Consider the following 15494-nt stretch of genomic DNA (forward strand, 5'->3'; position numbering starts at 1 on the left):
GCTAATAGTGCTTAAGAGGGCAAAGACTGGTTAGAGAAATCATAGGTCACGCAAGGAAATTTCGGGCATAAAAAACCAGCTGCCCTGCAAAGCTAACTGGTTGATTTATTTATCGATAATTGGTGGGCCGTATGCGATTTGAAAGCACAACCATCACATTAAAAGTGCTCAAGATGTATTGTAACTGATTGTTTTTATTTAATTAACAATGACGCCCGTTGCGGGTAAGTGCAGTACAAAGCAGAACGAATCCCAACAGAAAAACGCAAAATTCACGCATTCCATCCGCAATTGAGGGTAAGGGAAATGCTGTCCGACTGGTACAGCAATACCTTCGACCAAATCGATATCAGTATTCATTGAGAAACTAGCCTGAATAACAACTCCCTCAAACATAAACTGAATCTGCATTGCGTCATATTTTGTCGCTATAGTGTAAGCGCTTAATAAAGCGCGTACTCCCCCTATCTAGCAAAATCAGTATTTTTTAAATTCCAAGGCAACAGGGCTTCAATTTTTTCAACGGTATCGGCATAAGGCAATGCCTTGAGTACATGGGTTAAATAGGCGCAGGGTTCCAAGCCATTGGCTTTTGCTGTTTCAATTAGGCTGTAATGAATCGCGCTGGCCTGTGCGCCTTTTGGAGTATCAGAGAAGAGCCATGCTTTGCGACCCATTACAAAGGGGCGAATGGCGTTTTCAGCAAGAATATTGCTAATGTTCAGCTCCCCATTCGAGCAATACACCATCAGCTTATCCCATTGGTTGCTCATGTAAGTCATGGCCTTGCCCGTTAAACTATCCTTAGGCACTTTGTGTTGATTGTCGTCCAAGTACGCTCTCAGTTTCTTCAAAACCGGCAGGCTTCTTTTGCAGCGTTGCTGGAATCTTTCAGCGGCACTCAGAGTTTTGATTTGCCGCTCAATCATATAGAGTGTATTGATTAAACTCAGCATGTGATCGGCTTTGCTGGCTTTATGCTGCTTGCCTTTCTTGGGTTTGGGCTGCGCATCTTGAGCTTCTTTAAATTTACGGCGCGCATGATCCCAACAACCGAGCTGGATGATATGATTGATAATACAGGCGGCATTGTAAGCGGCATAACCATCGGTTTGCAGATAACCCGAAAAGCCCTCCAGCAAGCGCAACGGCACCTCCTGGCTGCGGGTCGGATCATATTCAAATAACACACTGGGTTGACCAGGCGTGCCGCCCAGCGTCACCCACATGAATTTATCCGAGGTGGCCGGTCGCCCCGGTTCTTTAAGAACCTGCACTCGGGTTTCATCGGCCATGATGATGTTACCAGCCAGTTGATGATCCCGAATAAGGTTAATCAAAGGTTGCAGCGTTCTAGCCAGTGCGATGACCCAGTTGGCCAGTGTGGCTCTTGAGAGTTCGCCGCCATAACGGGCTAAGATGTTTTCCAGCCGATACAGCGGCAAGCCATCGCAGTATTTGTAGATGATTACATTACACATTAAATCAATGCTGCCCATCGCGCCTGGAACAGGATGTTTGGGCAGAGCAGCGGCAATAATACGGCGTTGTGTTTCAGCTTGAGCAGGCTCCAGAAACACCGCTTTTTCCTGCATGTATTCTAAAACCCGCACTTGGGCAGGGATGATGTCTAATTCTTCTTTAACTTTAGTAAAGAAGGTTGTAATTGCACCGGCTTTTTCTTCATCGCTCAGTGTGATAAAGATTTGCTTTCTCGGTAAGTGGCTGGCAAATGGTTTGCGACCAGGTTTTGGCTTAGGTGGATTGGGCTCAGAAGCTTCTGATTCAACGCTCGAATCAACAGCCTCTACTGTGTCAACGGCTGCATCCGTTGCGGCTTCAAGCTCAACCGTGGCCTCGACTTCGGCTTCATCAAATAATGAAGTTTGCCCGGACTGCTCACTTGAGGGCGCAAAGCGTTTGATTTTGGATAAACGCAACGCTTCTTCTAACAACTGTATACGTTGATTGAGCGTAGCAATCACTTCTGATTTAAGCTCAACGGCCTGTGTTAATTCATCCACTCGTTGCGCTTTTTCAAGCAACTCGGCGAGCATCTCGGGCAACAAAATAGCCGAGTGTTCATCGTGTTCTATGCTAGAAAAGTGGGATAAAATCATAGGCTTATTATACCTGAATTCAAGCCAAAAAGCAGGCGTTTTTCCTTAAAAAACAGACTCATAATGCCGATTTTTATGGCCTTTCATCACGCTAATATCGTAGCCATCCAGCAGCCAATTCAATTGCTGTCCCGTTAACGTCAACAATGCCTCTTCACCCTTCGGCCACTTGAACTTATCCTCGACCAAGGTCTTGTAATAAAGCACAAAGCCCGTATTTTCCCAGAACAAGCATTTGATTTTAGTACGCTGCTTATTGGTGAACGCATACAGTCCGCCATCAAACGGATTATGGCCGAGTTCGCACTCAACAATTGCCGCCAACCCGCGATGGGATTTACGAAAATCAATGGCCTGTCGGTAAAGATAAACCTCTGTCAGCTCTAAAGAGGGGCGCATAATGCAAGTCACCGTAACACCTCTATCAATTGCTGAATCAAAGCCATATTATTCTGAGAAATCCCAATCAATTGTGTACCATCCCGGAAGCACAATGACAAACTTGGCGATGAGGGCATGGCGATAGGTGCAGCCACTTGGACACGGGTAAATCCAGTCGCTTTACGTTCAGTGTCAACCGGTTCGCAATCGATCAAAAATTTGCGCTTCCAATAACTCAACTGGTGGGTATGCAGCGCTTGCTGGCGGCAGTAGTTTACTTGGGACAAGCCAGACGCTTGCCATTGCGCGACGTGCCTTTGCCAAAAATCGTGACCGGTCTTGTTTTCTATTGATGCCATTGGTAATCCCCAAAATAATATCGATGGGAAATTCTGACATGGTAGGCTGGGGGGTGGGAATTACGCGGAAAATTGAGCGCTTACTCTGTTTTTTGGAATGGTCGCAGATTAACATGCAAAATAAATTGATGTGGGTGCATGCTGACGAGTCTAAAAACAATAAAATGATTAGGGTTCCGCTTAATGAAGATGCTATCGCGATTCTTAGAAATCAAATTGGCAAGCACCCAAAGCGGGTGTTCACGTACAAAGGTAAGCCAATTGCAAAAGCGGGTACCGAGAATTGGCGAAATATTGTCAGAAGTTTAGGTATTGAAAACTTTTGTTGGCATGGCCTGCGGCATACTTGGGCAAGTTGGCATGTACAAGCCGGAACGCCCTTGCATGTGCTACAGGAATTGGGCGGTTGGTCATGCTATGAAATGGTCTTGCGTTATGCGCATTTAGCACCTGAGCATCTTTCCGCAGATGCGGCTAGAATCTCTGGAATGCTGAATATTGGGAAGGAGAAAGAAAATATTCACCGAATTTCGCAGATCCGGTGATTATGAACTTTTAACAATCGTTGCAAAATCGTTGCAGTCGATTTTGTTACGACATTATAAATTAATCTAACTTATTGATTTAAATGGTGCCTCAGACCGGAATCGAACCGGTACGGTCTCACAACCGCGGGATTTTAAGTCCCGTGCGTCTACCTATTTCGCCACCGAGGCAATCTGGTGAAGATAAACAACTATTTTCGCCAAATTTTGGTCATTTGTCAATGCTGCTAAGCGATTAGCAGCCCAGTAAATCAATTCGTGCTGTCATAGCCGTTAGGGTTGCTTTTTTGCCAGTGCCAAGTGTCGGCCAGCATTTGATCCAGGGTTTTCTCGGCACGCCAGTCCAGTACTTCGGCAGACAAACTGGGATCGGCGTAACAGGCGGCAATGTCGCCTGGACGGCGCGGGGCTATCCGGTAAGGTACGGGTTGCTGGTTGATTTTTTCAAAGGTTTTTACCAGATCGAGCACGCTGTAGCCAGTGCCGGTACCCAGGTTAAAGGCTTCACACAAACCGCTGTCCGGGGCTTGTTTTATCAGGTATTGCAGGGCCTTGATATGGCCAATGGCCAAATCCACCACATGGATATAATCACGCACGCCGGTACCGTCTTTGGTGGGATAATCATCGCCAAACACCGATAATTGTTGCAGCTTGCCAACCGCAACCTGAGCAATATACGGCATCAGATTATTGGGGATGCCGTTGGGGTCTTCGCCGATCAAACCGCTGCTGTGTGCGCCTATCGGGTTGAAATAGCGCAAGATGGCAATTTTCCAGGGCAGGGCATGGCCGTTCAATACATCGGCGGCGGCACTGTCGCGCAAAATGTCTTCAATAAACAGCTTGGTGCGGCCATAGGGATTGGTGGCCTGTAATGGAAAAGTCTCCAGTATTGGTACCGTATGCGGATCACCGTAAACGGTGGCGGAAGAGCTGAACACAAAGTTTTTGACGTTATGCTCGGCCATGCTTTCCAGTAACACCACGCTGCCGGAAATATTATTGTGATAGTAGCTTAGCGGTTTCTGGCAGGATTCACCAACGGCTTTCAGGCCGGCAAAATGGATAACGGCGTCTATGGGATGATTTTTAAAAATTTCAGCCAGGGCTGCCGAGTCGTTGATGTCGGCTTGATAAAACTTGACGGTTTTAGCGGTGATGGTCTCAATGCGGCGGATGGATTCGATCTTGCTGTTGCAGAGATTGTCTATCACTACAACTTCAAAGCCGTTATTCAGCAATTCAACGCAAGTATGGCTACCGATGTAGCCGGCGCCGCCTGTTACCAGAATGGTGTTTTTCATAGTCAAGTTCCATGGTTAACGTTCAAGTATGTCCAAATCGGGCTCATGGCTGACAATATGCGCTATATCGGCATCAGGGATGCGCTGCAGATTGGCAAAATCAAACAGTCCGGTATCCAGCATTTGCGAAGGAGCAATATTTTGCAGGCTGGCAAAAATGGTTTCCAAACGCCCCGGAAACTGTTTATCCCAGCTGGTCAGCATTTGCTTCATGGCTTTACGCTGCAAGTTTTCCTGAGATCCGCACAAATTACAAGGGATGATCGGAAATTTTTTGAAGGCGGCGAAACGATTGATATCCTTTTCCCGGCAATAGGCCAAGGGCCGGATCACAATATTCTGTTTGTCGTCACTTAACAGTTTGGGCGGCATGGCTTTCAGCTTGCCGGCATAAAACATGTTCAGAAAATAGGTTTCCATAATGTCATCGCGATGGTGGCCCAAAGCAATTTTTGTGACATTATTCTGTCTGGCAAAGCCATAGAGGGTGCCGCGCCGCAAGCGTGAACACAGGCTGCAGGTGGTTTTACCTTCAGGGATGATGCGTTTGACGATGCTGTAAGTATCATGTTCGATGATATGAAACGGTACTTGCAGGCTGGTCAGGTATTCCGGCAACACATGCTCTGGAAAACCGGGCTGTTTTTGATCCAGATTAACGGCGATAATCTCAAAATTCACCGGCGCGGTTTTTTGCAGATTCAGCAATACATCCAGTAGCGTATAGGAGTCTTTGCCGCCGGACAGGCAAACCATCACCTTGTCGCCGTCCTCTATCATATTGTAATCGGCAATCGCTTCGCCTACGCAGCGGCGCAGGCGTTTTTGCAATTTGTTGAACTGGGTGCGTGACTTTTGTTCTGACTCTGTCATTGACATGGGGGAGGCAGCCGTAAACAGCAGCGTAGGCCGTTAGCCGTTATAGCGTTGAAAAATCAAGGTCGCATTCGTACCGCCAAAGCCAAAACTATTGGACATCACAGTATTCAGCGTCACATTGTCCTGATACTCGCGGACGATAGGAATGTCGGTGGCGTCAGGATCCAGGTCAAAAATATTGGCCGATGCACTGAGGAAGTTCTCCTGCAGCATCAATAGCGAATAAATGGCCTCATTTACCCCGGCAGCGCCCAAGGCGTGGCCGGTCAACGATTTGGTGGAACTGACCGCAGGCACATGCTGATCGCCAAAAACCTGACGCATGGCTTGCAACTCGCGGGTATCACCTACCGGGGTACTGGTGCCGTGGGCATTGATATAATCAATTTTGCCATCGACAGTAGCCATCGCCTGTTGCATACAACGTACCGCGCCTTCGCCGGAAGGTTGCACCATGTCGTAGCCATCGGAAGTGGCGCCGTAGCCGACCAGTTCCGCATAAATTTTGGCGCCACGGGCTTTGGCATGTTCCAGTTCTTCAATCACCAGCACCCCGCCGCCGCCGGAAATCACAAAACCGTCACGGTTGGCGTCATAAGGCCGGGAAGCCAAAGCCGGGCTATCGTTATACTTGGTGGAAAGCGCGCCCATGGCATCAAACAGCACGGACATGGTCCAGTGCAATTCTTCACCGCCGCCGGCAAAAACGATATCCTGTTTGTTGAGCTGTATCAGTTCCATGGCGTGACCGATACAGTGGGCGCTGGTCGCGCAAGCGGAGCTGATGGTGTAATTAACACCTTTGATTTTAAACGGCGTTGCCAGGCAGGCGGTATTGGTGCTGGACATGGCTCGGGTAACCATATACGGCCCGACTTTTTTAACACCTTTGCTGCGCAGAATGTCGGCAGCATCCACCAGATTAGAGGTGGAAGGCCCGCCGGAACCCATCACCAGACCGGTACGGAAATTGGATATTTCCTGTTCTTGCAAACCGGAATCGGCAATCGCCTGTTCCATAGCCAGATAATTAAAAGCCGCACCGTCACCCATAAAGCGTTTGATCTTGCGGTCTATCACATCATCCAGCTCAAGATTAATCGGTGCGTGGACATGGCTTCTAAAGCCCATTTCCTGATAGACCTCGGCGTGCACAATCCCGGAGTGGCCGGCGCGTAAAGATTCGACCACCTCATCCCGATTATTGCCGATACTGGAGACTATACCCAAACCGGTGACAACCACTCGTTTCATGTCCGCTTCCTAGAAGTCTTGAGTCGATGTAAACAGACCAACCCGCAGATCGGTGGCCTCGTAAATTTTTTTGCCGTCAACTTCCATGACGGCATCGCCGATGCCCATCACCAGTTTGCGCAAAATCACCCGTTTTAAGCTAATCCGGTAAGTTACTTTTTTAGCGGTCGGCAATACCTGTCCGGTAAATTTAACCTCCCCGCACCCTAGCGCACGGCCTTTGCCGGGGCCGCCCAGCCAGCACAAATAAAAACCGATCAATTGCCACATGGCATCCAGACCCAGACAGCCCGGCATCACCGGGTCGCCTTGAAAATGGCAGGCAAAAAACCATAAATCGGGGGTAATATCCAGCTCAGCAATAATCTCACCCTTGCCGTAGAGTCCGCCTTCTTCGGCGATATGGATGATGCGATCCATCATCAACATATTAGGCAGCGGAAGTTGTGCATTGGTTGGCCCGTACAATTCGCCGCGTCCAGACATTAACAACTCTTCGCGTGTGAAACTATGCTGTTTCTCCATTAAATATTTACCTGATAAAAGTGATACAAAAACATCTGGTATTATCTAATAGTCGGCTTAAAAAATCAGCTCAAATTTTATTCTGGATTAACTGCGGTGACTAAGTCCATAGCTTGTAAGGGATTTCTTTGCAGGCGTTGTTGATATATCTGCGCATACAGCATCACAGAAGCCACATAAATCCGGGTTTCCCGATAGGGAATGGTTTCTACCCAGATATCGCCAGGCAAAGCCTGAGTGTTAGGTTGCCAGCGTTTTACCCGGTTTGGCCCGGAATTATAGGCGGCAGCGCTCAATAAATGATTGCCGTGGAACCGCTCCAGTAACTGTTTGTAATAATAGCTGCCATATTTGATATTGAGCAGCGGATTGAACAGGCTGGCATCACCCGCCCAGTTTTCTTTAAGCTGCTGGGCAATCTGTTGTGCGGTGGTGGGCATCAACTGCATCAAACCTTTGGCGCCCACCGGAGAATCCGCCCATTCATCAAACCCGCTTTCCTGGCGGATCAGTCCAAACAGCAGGGCAGGATCCAGTTTTAATTGATTGGCGATATCGGTAATGGCATCGGCATACACCAGCGGAAAGCGTATTTGCATGTCATCCCAGGCATTGGCTTTACCCAGGGTAAAAATCGCCATGGCCGGCCAGTGCCAGCGCTCGGCCAGTTTGGCTGCCACCAGCAGCTCATGATCACGTAAACCGGCCACTGCGTACCACCACTGGCGTTTAGCCTCCGGTTTTCTGTCCAGGGCCAGCAGCTCAGCCGTCACCTGAAACTCCCGGCCTTGTTGCAGCAGGTCAATTTCAGCCGCCGGAATGCTGAGCGGTTTATCATTTAAGGCCAGATTTTGACGTAAATGCTTGGCCGCTAATAAGGCATAAAAGCTGCGATTATTCAGCAATTGCTGGTAAATGGTCTGAGCGGCAGCACTGTCGCCCAGCCCGGCCAAGGCTCTGGCCTGCCAGTATTGCCATTTTTCCTGGCGTCGTTCCGCCTCGGTCAATGCGGCGATGGCCAGGCTGACTTCCTGCCAGTTTTGCTGGTTCAACGCCGCCCGTACCCGCCATTCGCGGGTGGTGTTATCCTGATTGGGCAGTTGCAGCAAGCGCTGATAAGCTTTAGGGTCGCGGTTAAAAGCCAGCTCCAGCGCGATTTGCTTTTCTATGTCAGCGTTCAGGGCATCGGGTATGGCATAGCGATGCCGTTCCGCCTCCCAAACTGCCAGGGCAGGGTATAGAGTCTGGTTTAACCAGAGCTTGATGGTGGAGGCAAACAGCAGATCGGCTTGGGCATAGTTTTGCTTCCAGTCCGCCGCTTCGGCCAGCAAGGCTGGTTGACGATACAATTTTAACCATAACTCGGCCTCGGCTCGTTTCGGCTCGGGCAGCAAGGCTTGCATCGCGGTTGCCACCGGTAAATTATGCGCTTGCCAGGCGGCCACAAACCGCTGCCAGACCAGATCAGGGGTGAATTCAGCGCTGCTGGTATATTTGGCAAATAAGCTGTTACAACTGTCCGGCACGGTTTTGCCGGATAGCCATAATTGCCGGGCGGTTTGCAGTGCGGCGGGTACTTGTTCGTTAAAATACTGGGCCAAGGCAAAATAGCATTGCAATTCGGTATCATCGCCAGGCCGGTAAAACTCCATATACACTACCCATTGCTGATTTTTACCCAATTGCAGCAGCCAGTTATGGCGTAACAGTTTGGCGTAGCGGCTGCTGTCAAAATCGCTGAGAAACTGCCGCACGGCGGATTCCGCATCCAAATGCTTTTTCAGCCATTGGTACTGCAGATAGGGATAGAGCGGATATTCTTTTAAGTCTTGCGCCAGTTTAAAATAGTCGGCATCAGGATTTTCGTTGATGGCGGTTTCGGCCTGCAGAAAAGCCTGGCGCAGCTCAGACAGCCCTGGTTCTGAGGCTCCGACTACCGCGCTTGTCAGTAATAACATCAATACTATTACTCTAAAGCTTAACCACATGCTGACCCCGTTACCAAAATCCTGACGCTATCCACTATACAAGCTGTTTTGCTGATAAGCAGACATTTTATCAGTCAGGCCCGGCTATTGCAGGCATTAGACAGCTTTGCGCAGTACTGTGGTATTAAACAGGCTGTGCAGGCGTCAGGCAACTTTTAAAACAAATCCGGCTCAAAACTGACAATTAATGCAAAATAGTTCCCAAAAATCCGGATTGCCGACCGTATCAGCAACGCCCATAAGTCCTTATAATCTGTGAAATCTAATCTTGCCCCACTTGATCACTTGAAAAAGCCCTTACCAAATTCGGCCGAATTTACTTGGCAATATATTTTTAATATAGCCCGGCAGCACAAAAAACAATTGCTGATTGGTCATCTGCTGGCGGTGCTGGCCACCATGCTCAGTGTGCCGGTGCCGTTGTTGATGCCTTTATTGGTTGATGAAGTGCTGCTCAATCATCCCGGCTTGATGCTGGACACCCTTAATCCACTGGCGCCCCCGGAGTGGCGGCAACCGGCATTTTATATAGCGGCTATTTTAATCGCCAGTCTGCTATTGCGCTTATTTGCCATGATATTCAACGTCATCCAGACCCGGCAGTTTTCCTATATCGCCAAGGATGTGATTTTTAATATGCGCAAGGCTTTAGTCGAGCGTCTACAACATATTTCCATGTCCGAATATGAAAGCCTGGGCAGCGGTACCGTCACCGCCTATCTGGTTACTGATCTGGATACGCTGGATAATTTTATCGGATCCACCATTAATAAATTGCTGGTGGCCTGTCTGACGGTTCTGGGTACCGCCTTGATTCTGCTGTGGATGCATTGGCAACTGGGCTTGTTCATTATTTTCCTCAACCCGGTGGTCATCTATTTTACCCGGGTGATAGGGATGAAGATTAAACACCTCAAGTCCAATGAAAACAAGGCCTATAGCGTGTTTCAACAGGCCTTGAGCGAAACCCTGGAAGCCATCAACCAGATTCGGGCCAGCAACCGTGAACAGCATTATTGCCAGCAACTGATCAGCACCGCCTTGCATGTTAAAAACCACTCGGCCTTATTTGTCTGGAAAAGCGATGCCGCCTCCCGGTTGAGTTTTCTGATTTTTTTGTTTGGCGTCGATATTTTCCGCGCGACAGCCATGCTGATGGTGCTGTATTCCAATCTCACCATCGGCGAAATGCTGGCGGTATTTGGTTACCTGTGGTTCATGATGGCGCCGGTGCAGGAGATACTGGGTATCCAGCAGGCCTTTTATTCAGCCAAAGGTGCTTTGCGCCGAGTCAACGAATTAAACCGCTTACAGCTTGAGCCGGATTATCCGCATCTGGAAAATCCGTTTGCCGGCAAACTCACCGTGGCGGTCAGCGTTAAGGATCTGTATTTCAGTTATAAAGAAGAGCCGGTGTTAAACGGCATCAATTTAACCATCAAAGCGGGTGAAAAAATTGCCCTGGTGGGTGCCAGCGGCGGTGGTAAATCCACCCTGGCGCAAACCATCATTGGTTTATACACGCCCAAACAAGGCATGATTTATTTTGACGGTGTGCCCTTGCCGCGCATCGGTCTGGATGTGGTGCGCGAACATGTCGCCACAGTACTGCAGCACCCGGCTTTGTTGAACGATACCATTCGCGCCAACCTCACTTTGGGCCGGGTAATTGCGGATGCTGATTTATGGTATGCTCTGGAAATAGCCCAGTTAAAGTCGATAGTGGTTGATCTGCCGCAGGGCCTGGATACCGTGGTCGGCAGACAGGGTATGCGTTTATCCGGCGGCCAGCGTCAGCGGCTGGCGATAGCCCGGATGATAGTCAGCAAGCCTTCGGTGGTGATACTGGACGAAGCCACCTCGGCGCTGGACAGCGAAACCGAATACAAATTACATCAAGCCCTGAGTCAGTTTTTGCAAGGCCGCACCACCATTATTATTGCCCACCGCCTCAGCGCCGTTAAGCAGGCCGATCACGTTTATGTGTTCGAGCAAGGCAAAATATGTGAACAGGGCAAGCATGATGAGCTGATCCAGCAGCAAGGCCTGTATGCCAAACTCTACGGAGACTACCAATAATGACCGAAAAATATGATTTGCACTGCCACTCCCAGGCTTCCGACGGGGCATTAAGCCCGGCAGAAGTGGTGGCACGTGCACATCAGCAAGGTGTAACGGTATTGGCGCTGACCGATCACGATACTACCGCCGGTCTGCTTGAAGCCAGACAGGCGGCTGCCGATCTGGGGGTTACCCTGATCAACGGTATCGAACTGTCAGCCACTTATCTGCATCAATGCCTGCATATCGTCGGTTTAAATATCGATCCCGCGCATCCCGTCTTACTGGCCGGTCTGGCTCACCAGCAGCAAATTCGCTCGGCTCGTGCCGAAAAAATTGCTGAAAAACTGGCCCAAAAAAAAATACCCGGTGCCTATGCAGCGGTGCTGCAGGCCGCCGGCTGCGGTGAAATTACCCGCAGCCATTTTGCCGATTTTTTGGTGGCCAATCATTATGTCGATAGCCAACAGGATGCGTTTGACAAATATTTAAGCAAAGGCAAGCCGGCTTATGTGCCTACCGTATGGGCCGATCTGACTGACGTGGTGAGCTGGATAACCCAGGCCGGCGGGGTCGCCGTGCTGGCCCATCCGCTGCGCTATAAACTCAGTGCCAAATGGTTGGGCCGAATGCTGAGTGCTTTCAAACAAATGGGCGGGCAGGGCATAGAGGTGGTCACCGGCAGGGCCGGGGCCGATGAAATTCGGCTCAGCCGCCAGTACGCGCTTAAACATCAGCTGCATGCTTCGTTGGGCTCGGATTTTCATGCGCCGGACAGCCCCTGGCTGGAACTGGGCAGACTGGCCCAATTGCCGGAAGGTGTGACACCGGTGTGGCAGTTGTTCTAGCGCTCAGGGCGCAATCATGCCGTTATGCAGATAAGCTTCTTCGTAATTAAACACTATATTGGTGTCCGGTAGTATCAGCGTTTCCTGCTTGCCTTTATAATCCAGCCGTACCAGCATATCCTTGATAATATTGATGCGGGCCGATAATTTATCGTCGGCGCGGACTATAGTCCAGGGCGCCGCCAAATGATGGGTACGGGCTAACATGATATTGCGGGCGGCGCTGTAATCATCCCAATGTTTTTGCGCAGCCTTGTCTATCGGGCTGACTTTCCACTGTTTCAGCGGATCTTTTTCCCGATCTGCCAGCCGTTTTTGCTGTTCTTTTTGACTGATATCCAGATAATACTTCAGCAGTTTAATGCCGGAGCGCACCAGCAATTGTTCAAAATGGGCTACAGTCTCAATAAACTCATGATATTCATCATCACTGCAATAGCCCATTACCCGTTCCACCCCGGCGCGGTTGTACCAGCTACGGTTAAACAGCACCATTTCTTTGGCGGCAGGCAAATGCGGGGTATAGCGCTGAAAATACCAGGTTTTTACGTCTCGATCTGATGGGATGCCCAGGGCCACCACTCTGGTTTCCCTAGGGCTTAAGTGCTGGATGATGCGCTTGATAGTACCGTCTTTGCCGCCGGCATCCCGGCCTTCAAAGATAATCAGAATCTTGTCGTCATGTTTAATGATGTGGTTCTGCAGCTTGACCAGCTCGATCTGTAATTGTCGCAAAATGTGCTTATAGGCCTGTTTTTCCAGCGGATCGGCGGTTCTTTTATTCATATTGCGGCCAGTTACAGTAGTTGCTTGTCATGGATCAGCCGGCACATAGATCTTACCTCTGCCCGATTCAGGGCAGCAGATTAACCTGCACATTAACGATCATGCCCGGCGATATCTTGGTGGGGCCAATAAAGCTGCCGGATACCGGCGGCACTGCTTCCGGGTTGCGGGCCACGGCCACGGCAATATGGCGGTTGCCGGTCAATTCACCGACAGTAGGATCATAACCCTGCCAGCCCAGACAGGGCAAATAGACTTCAGCCCAGGCATGCGTGGAAGCATTGCCCGCTTCGGTGGCAGGGGCGTGCAGATAACCGCTGACGAAACGGCTGGCCAGCCCCATACAACGGCAAGCCTCAATAAACAGGGTGGCATAGTCACGGCAGGAGCCGCTACCCTGTTTTAGGGTCTGCAACGGCGATTGTACGCCGGGTTCTTCGCGAATCTGATAGCGAAACTGTTCATGAATGACCTGATTCAGCTTGGATTGCAGGCATAGGGATTCCATGTCTTCGGCATATAAATCAATCGACTTCAACCATTCCTTAATGACGGCTTGATCCCTGTTGAACACCGGTTTCTGAAAGGCGATCAGATCAATGCGTTCGCTGGCTTCATAGGCAAATGGATGGGGCAGGACATAATCTTCCACACAAAAATCCGGTGGGGCGTCGGCATAATGCTGAATCACCACTTCGCTGGTGATATTCAGCCGGTTGCAGGGTTGCAGAAAATCGACCACGGCCAGTGAGTTATCAAACACATCACGATACCACTTGATTTTATAAGCCGGGCTGATCTCCAGGCGCGATGATTCGATGCGCACATCGTGGCCTTCGCGGGGACGCAACAATAGGCGGTGCTGATTGAGTGTCACCGGGCCGGGAAAAAAATACTCGGTGACATGCCGGATACGTAACCTGTGCATGGACTTAAGTAGGCGGATTTTCCAGTAGTTCGACGCTGACGGCCATATAAGTGGGATAAAGGGCGGGGCCAAACTGGGTAAAAATGGCCACATCAGAGGCATCATGGCCGTAGGCAACAATTACTCTGCCGCCGCGCGGTTCTGCCTGAGTCGGATCAAAGGCGTACCAGCGACCACCCACATAAGCCTCAAACCAGGCATGAAAATCCATAGGCTGCAAACCATACAGATAGCCCACTACCATGCGGGCCGGAATACAAATGGCCCGGCATAAGGCAATACCCAAATGGGCCATATCCCGGCACACGCCTTCGCCGGCCAGATTGACTTCCACAGCGGAAAGCTGGAAATGGGGTGAGTAGGGGTTGAAATTAATGTTGGCGCGTATCCAGTCGTTGAGTGCCGAGACCTGATCATAGCCGGGGGTCAGGCCATAGACGATATCCTGGGCCAGTTCGATAAAGCGGTCGGATTCGCAATAGCGCGAGGGCAGCAGGTAAGTCAGTACCGAATCCGGCAGCGATTGCACTTCATCAAAGGGGGCGCCGGGCGCAGTATCGATCAGCGGGCTGGTATGAATGGCGGCGTGGGTCTGGATGGTAAATTCACCGGGCTGGGCGATGAGCCGCTGGCACAGATTGCCGTAATTATCAGTGTATTCAAACACCGGCACATTGGGCCACAGAGTATAAGACTCTTTGGCTATCCATTGATTGGCGCCACTGCGTGGACGCAACATCAAAATAAACTGAGTGGGTATTGCCACATCAAAGCTAATATCACATTGAGTACGTAACCACATGGTTTATATCCTGGTTTGGCTGATAGGCATACTGGCGGCTGACCCGGAGCTGGGTAGGGCCAGGCCGGCATAAAATTCGTTGACCAAGGTTAGCTGCAATAATTTAAGGACTATCGCGCTACCGCAGCCGGATTGATCAGCTGTCAAAAAATCACTGAATAATTAAAAATTAACATGAAATTTAAGCAAAACGTCCGATATTTTCTGCAGTCATTATACGTTCTTATTGGACCAATGGCAGAATTTTATCCGGCATGGGCTGCTAGACTCAGTAAAACCCCTGGTAGGCCGATTTTAGTCGGTCTAACGGCTTTATTTTGAGTTTTGAGATTGTGTATTACCATATTAGATAATCATTTCGGTTTATAGTGTTTTCATTCGCAATATCTGTTCATTATTATCATTAGCCAAACTAGCGCTCAGAGCAGCAGGTTCTGGCGATGCATTAACTTATCAGAAAAATCAGGAGGCTATATGGCAGTTACAGTCAATAGCAATACGTTAAAAAATGACGATATTAAGGAAGTTGCTTTATATGTGGCTACGCTCATTCAGGATATCCGCTTCGGTTCCGTGGAAGTGGTGGTGCATGATGGCCGGGTAGTGCAAATTGATAAACGTGAACGGTTTCGTTTGAATGATCAAAAAAACAGTGCATGATGGACAATCAATGCGGGTGAGTTGGGTCTCGGTTTGGCAAAAGCGCCGCAC

The 15494-nt window shown here is 49.6% G+C and carries 15 protein-coding genes and 1 tRNA gene; 4 read left to right on the forward strand and 12 right to left on the reverse strand.

Features of this window, described 5'->3' with window-relative positions; translation table 11 throughout:
• Positions 1–464: 464 nt before the first annotated feature.
• From tnpC to tnpA, 3 genes are read right to left on the reverse strand one after another with little or no spacing between them, the layout of a single operon-like run.
• Positions 465–2120, reverse strand: coding sequence for an IS66 family transposase (tnpC, locus tag KEF85_RS05005; protein ID WP_215579402.1), 1656 nt, complete (start codon positions 2118–2120; stop codon positions 465–467).
• 45 nt (positions 2121–2165) lie between these two features.
• Positions 2166–2519: an IS66 family insertion sequence element accessory protein TnpB gene (gene tnpB / locus KEF85_RS05010; protein ID WP_215579399.1), complete on the reverse strand. Its 354-nt coding sequence runs from the start codon at positions 2517–2519 to the stop codon at positions 2166–2168.
• Positions 2520–2527: 8 nt separating this feature from the next.
• On the reverse strand, positions 2528–2860 hold the full coding sequence (gene tnpA, locus KEF85_RS05015) for an IS66 family insertion sequence element accessory protein TnpA (protein ID WP_215579397.1): 333 nt from the start codon (positions 2858–2860) through the stop codon (positions 2528–2530).
• 38 nt (positions 2861–2898) lie between these two features.
• Here tnpA and KEF85_RS05020 point away from each other — a divergent pair, with 38 nt between their 5' ends.
• Positions 2899–3405 carry a tyrosine-type recombinase/integrase gene (locus KEF85_RS05020; protein WP_281413708.1) on the forward strand — a complete coding sequence of 169 codons (507 nt, stop codon included), beginning with the start codon at positions 2899–2901 and terminating at the stop codon, positions 3403–3405.
• Between the two features lie 84 nt (positions 3406–3489).
• Here KEF85_RS05020 and KEF85_RS05025 read toward each other — a convergent pair.
• The 6 genes from KEF85_RS05025 to KEF85_RS05050 all read right to left on the reverse strand — a co-directional run bounded on the left by KEF85_RS05025 (position 3490) and on the right by KEF85_RS05050 (position 9358).
• Positions 3490–3576, reverse strand: a tRNA-Leu gene (locus KEF85_RS05025).
• Positions 3577–3656: 80 nt separating this feature from the next.
• Positions 3657–4712, reverse strand: coding sequence for a UDP-glucose 4-epimerase GalE (galE, locus tag KEF85_RS05030; RefSeq protein ID WP_215583611.1), 1056 nt, complete (start codon positions 4710–4712; stop codon positions 3657–3659).
• Positions 4713–4727: 15 nt separating this feature from the next.
• On the reverse strand, positions 4728–5585 hold the full coding sequence (gene ttcA / locus KEF85_RS05035; RefSeq protein WP_215585016.1) for a tRNA 2-thiocytidine(32) synthetase TtcA: 858 nt from the start codon (positions 5583–5585) through the stop codon (positions 4728–4730).
• A gap of 39 nt (positions 5586–5624) precedes the next feature.
• Positions 5625–6845: a beta-ketoacyl-ACP synthase I gene (fabB, locus tag KEF85_RS05040; RefSeq protein WP_215583612.1), complete on the reverse strand. Its 1221-nt coding sequence runs from the start codon at positions 6843–6845 to the stop codon at positions 5625–5627.
• A 9-nt stretch (positions 6846–6854) separates the two neighbouring features.
• A complete protein-coding gene (fabA, locus tag KEF85_RS05045) occupies positions 6855–7370 on the reverse strand; it encodes a 3-hydroxyacyl-[acyl-carrier-protein] dehydratase FabA (RefSeq protein ID WP_215583613.1) in 516 nt (171 codons plus the stop codon).
• A 77-nt stretch (positions 7371–7447) separates the two neighbouring features.
• A complete protein-coding gene (locus KEF85_RS05050) occupies positions 7448–9358 on the reverse strand; it encodes a transglycosylase SLT domain-containing protein (RefSeq protein ID WP_215583614.1) in 1911 nt (636 codons plus the stop codon).
• A gap of 399 nt (positions 9359–9757) precedes the next feature.
• Between KEF85_RS05050 and KEF85_RS05055 the strand changes: the two genes are divergently transcribed.
• The gene (locus KEF85_RS05055) at positions 9758–11437 is read left to right on the forward strand and encodes an ABC transporter ATP-binding protein (protein WP_246535097.1); all 1680 of its coding nucleotides are present in this window, start codon (positions 9758–9760) and stop codon (positions 11435–11437) included.
• Positions 11437–12267 carry a PHP domain-containing protein gene (locus KEF85_RS05060; RefSeq protein ID WP_215583615.1) on the forward strand — a complete coding sequence of 277 codons (831 nt, stop codon included), beginning with the start codon at positions 11437–11439 and terminating at the stop codon, positions 12265–12267. The genes KEF85_RS05055 and KEF85_RS05060 overlap by 1 nt, the downstream gene beginning before the upstream one ends.
• 3 nt (positions 12268–12270) lie before the next feature.
• Here the strand turns inward: KEF85_RS05060 and ppk2 are convergent, their stop codons facing one another.
• The 3 genes from ppk2 to KEF85_RS05075 all read right to left on the reverse strand — a co-directional run bounded on the left by ppk2 (position 12271) and on the right by KEF85_RS05075 (position 14783).
• Positions 12271–13053 (reverse strand): polyphosphate kinase 2, encoded by a 783-nt coding sequence (ppk2, locus tag KEF85_RS05065; RefSeq protein WP_215583616.1) that lies wholly within the window; start codon positions 13051–13053, stop codon positions 12271–12273.
• Between the two features lie 67 nt (positions 13054–13120).
• Positions 13121–13981 (reverse strand): transglutaminase family protein, encoded by an 861-nt coding sequence (locus KEF85_RS05070; RefSeq protein ID WP_215583617.1) that lies wholly within the window; start codon positions 13979–13981, stop codon positions 13121–13123.
• 4 nt (positions 13982–13985) lie between these two features.
• Entirely contained in the window at positions 13986–14783 is a 798-nt protein-coding gene (locus KEF85_RS05075; RefSeq protein WP_215583618.1) for a transglutaminase domain-containing protein, read from the reverse strand.
• Between the two features lie 474 nt (positions 14784–15257).
• Between KEF85_RS05075 and KEF85_RS05080 the strand changes: the two genes are divergently transcribed.
• Positions 15258–15443 (forward strand): YezD family protein, encoded by a 186-nt coding sequence (locus tag KEF85_RS05080; protein WP_215583619.1) that lies wholly within the window; start codon positions 15258–15260, stop codon positions 15441–15443.
• Positions 15444–15494 lie beyond the last annotated feature (51 nt).

The organism is Methylomonas paludis (genome assembly GCF_018734325.1).
GTDB classification, from domain to species: domain Bacteria; phylum Pseudomonadota; class Gammaproteobacteria; order Methylococcales; family Methylomonadaceae; genus Methylomonas; species Methylomonas paludis.